This window comes from Methanospirillum sp. (genome assembly GCF_035560735.1).
Taxonomy (GTDB): domain Archaea; phylum Halobacteriota; class Methanomicrobia; order Methanomicrobiales; family Methanospirillaceae; genus Methanospirillum.
In genome coordinates this window covers 1-2,558 of the sequence record NZ_DATMYY010000254.1, presented here as the reverse complement: position 1 = coordinate 2,558, position 2,558 = coordinate 1, and the positions used below count along the sequence as shown (strand labels likewise).

The 2,558-nt window shown below is 39.5% G+C and carries 2 protein-coding genes; one reads left to right on the top strand and one right to left on the bottom strand.

The genetic code is table 11. From position 1 onward, the window contains the following. Nucleotides 1–658: MMPL family transporter (locus VN429_RS07170; protein WP_325631454.1), on the top strand; the 658-nt coding region annotated here is incomplete at its 5' end. Nucleotides 659–1,770: 1,112 nt separating this feature from the next. Here the strand turns inward: VN429_RS07170 and VN429_RS07165 are convergent. Then, nucleotides 1,771–2,558: tetratricopeptide repeat protein (locus tag VN429_RS07165; protein WP_325631451.1), on the bottom strand; the 788-nt coding region annotated here is incomplete at its 5' end.

Here is a 2,558-nt window from a genome sequence, read left to right as displayed (position 1 = left end):
GTTATATCCTAAAAAACTTGAAACTAATCAGAAAGGGGTACTTAAAGAGCAGATCACCCGGGATATCGCGTTACATTATCCTCCACCTGGGATAACTGCAACAATCACTGGTAATTATGATATGTATACCAGTCTTATTAAGGACCTTACTGATAGCAAGGATAAGATGACCTTCTGGGGATTTCTTCTGGTGCTTGTGTTCCTGATATTAGTGTATCGAAATATCAACGCGATTACACCTATCGTTCCAATTGTGTGTATTGTTGGGTGGAATGCTGTTGCACTGGATATTCTTGGGATATCATATACGCCCATGACAGCCTGCCTTGGATCGATGACTATTGGGGTGGGTGCTGAGTACACGATACTGGTAATGGAGCGGTTTTTAGAAGAAAGGGAAAAGACTAGTGATACTATTTATGCTATTACAGAAAGTGTCAGAAAGATTGGATCTTCAATACTTGTTTCTGGGCTTGCAACTTTCTTTGGATTCTCAGCATTGTTACTATCATCGTTTGTACTGATCAGCAACTTCGGACTTACTACCATTATTGCAGTATTATTCTCCCTTATTGGAGCTGTTGTAATTATGCCCGCAATTCTGGCTCTTGTAAATCAGGTATTACAGTCACAGGAAAAACAGGTTAAAAACATTTAACTTGGCCTTTTTTTGTTCAAGGGAAAAGAGAATCGTGCTCATGTAGATAGTACAAATAGGCTCTTTGTCAGTTTCAGTGGGAAGATGGAGGATGCAATTCAATTTGGATAATGATTATTGCTGAGGAGTTTTCCATATTGTTTTTTTCTTACTCCTCCCGGGTATATCTCTTCAATTATTCTTGGTAGGGCAGGATATACATTGGATATAGGGTTTTATTTTTTATGGTTCACGATTTTATACCCTTGATGAAATTAATCCGCACCAGTTACACGGCATTTTACCGAACACCTGAGGATGGCAATGATTGGAGAAAGTCCCTTATTCATGGCCTCGTTTTTCGTAGGTTAATCTTTCTTATAACTCAAACTTTTCACTCGGGTGTAATTGTCTGGTCATGGAGAAGACCGGGATAATCATCTATCAGGGGATACACCCATCCAGGAGAATTCGGTATGTCAAATCTCTGTTGATCTGGTGGGTTATATGCTTCGGGATTTATCCATCCCATTGTAACTAGTGAATGTATTCAAATCCGGGAGTTGACCCAATGGTTAATATTAGATTCCTGGCGGTGTTACTGGTCACTCTCTCCGAAAAAAACCGGGAGAACAATTGGATGTTCGGTAAAAAACATTGAGGATTAATACTGGGTGTGAAATGGGCGTAATATACCTCATGAACCATCGCATTTTCTGATATTATCTCCCTGGTAGAGTGGTTATCCCATGAAATAGTATGCAGCCATGAGAACAGTGAAACGGGTATTTGAGCTCCCGGTTCGCGTTCTTTACATAGAAGAGAATATTCTTCGCTTCTTTGGTGATAGAGCACTTTATGGCGACTGAAAAATGAATATGTAATATTGTGTTGCACTATCAAAGGTTGGGACGGAAATAAACCCCTACAGACATATCACTTTGTACATTAGAGATGTCAACAGTATTGCTACTTCCCCATAAGACATTGGGATAACTGTACGGAGAAAGGTCAATGTTTTGGCCATTTACAGTTATAGCAGAGGTGTGATACCCATTATTAGGGATGATATACCCCTTTATGATCTCGTCATGGGGGTTTAACATGTGGGTGCCTGTATGTGTAACACGTTTCTAGTCGCAGAATGGTATTGGAATACCGACATTGGCGCATTGCTTGCACTCTTCTTCCGCGTTATTTGAAAGTCCATAATCAGACTGCTCAATGGCTTGACCAGCTTGATTCAACCTGCACCCTTCAATTTGTTTAGATTTTAATGATGTGGTCTGTGGTGCTTTCGGTGTAACTTTCGAAGGTACTTCTGTTGAAATGGTTGGGTTTTTTCCGGAAGTTTTTGTCGGGGTCACATTAGCATTTACATTCATTTTGATTTGTGCATTTGCCTTTTCCTTTAGAGCTGTTTTATCATTCGGATCAATTTTTAAGACTTTGTTAAATGCCTCAATTGCTTCAGCATTCTTCCCCTGGTATTTGAGTATGATTCCCTTATTGTTCCATGCCTCTTTATAATCTGGGTCAATTTTCAATGCCTGGTTGAATATATCTAGAGCTTTGTCAAATTCTCCTTTTTCAACTAGAGCTGTGCCTTTGTTATTTAACGCAACGGCATTGTTTTGGTCAGATTTTATCGCTCGGTCAAATGATTTTATCGCCTCATCAATGTTGCCCTTCGCCTGCAGGTTATTTCCTAATGATATCATATCAACCGTTTGTTTATTATCTCCGCTTGGAGCACTTACCACAGGTACAGGTTTTTCATTTACATTCGGATAATTACGATTATCAGATTTTTGAGTCAGAGAATGACTGGTCTGCGCACCAGGATTGTTAATTTTTTCCTGAGTATTTTCGTCAAATGATGGATCGGCAGTACCGTCGAATTGTTTGAACATCTGTTTAT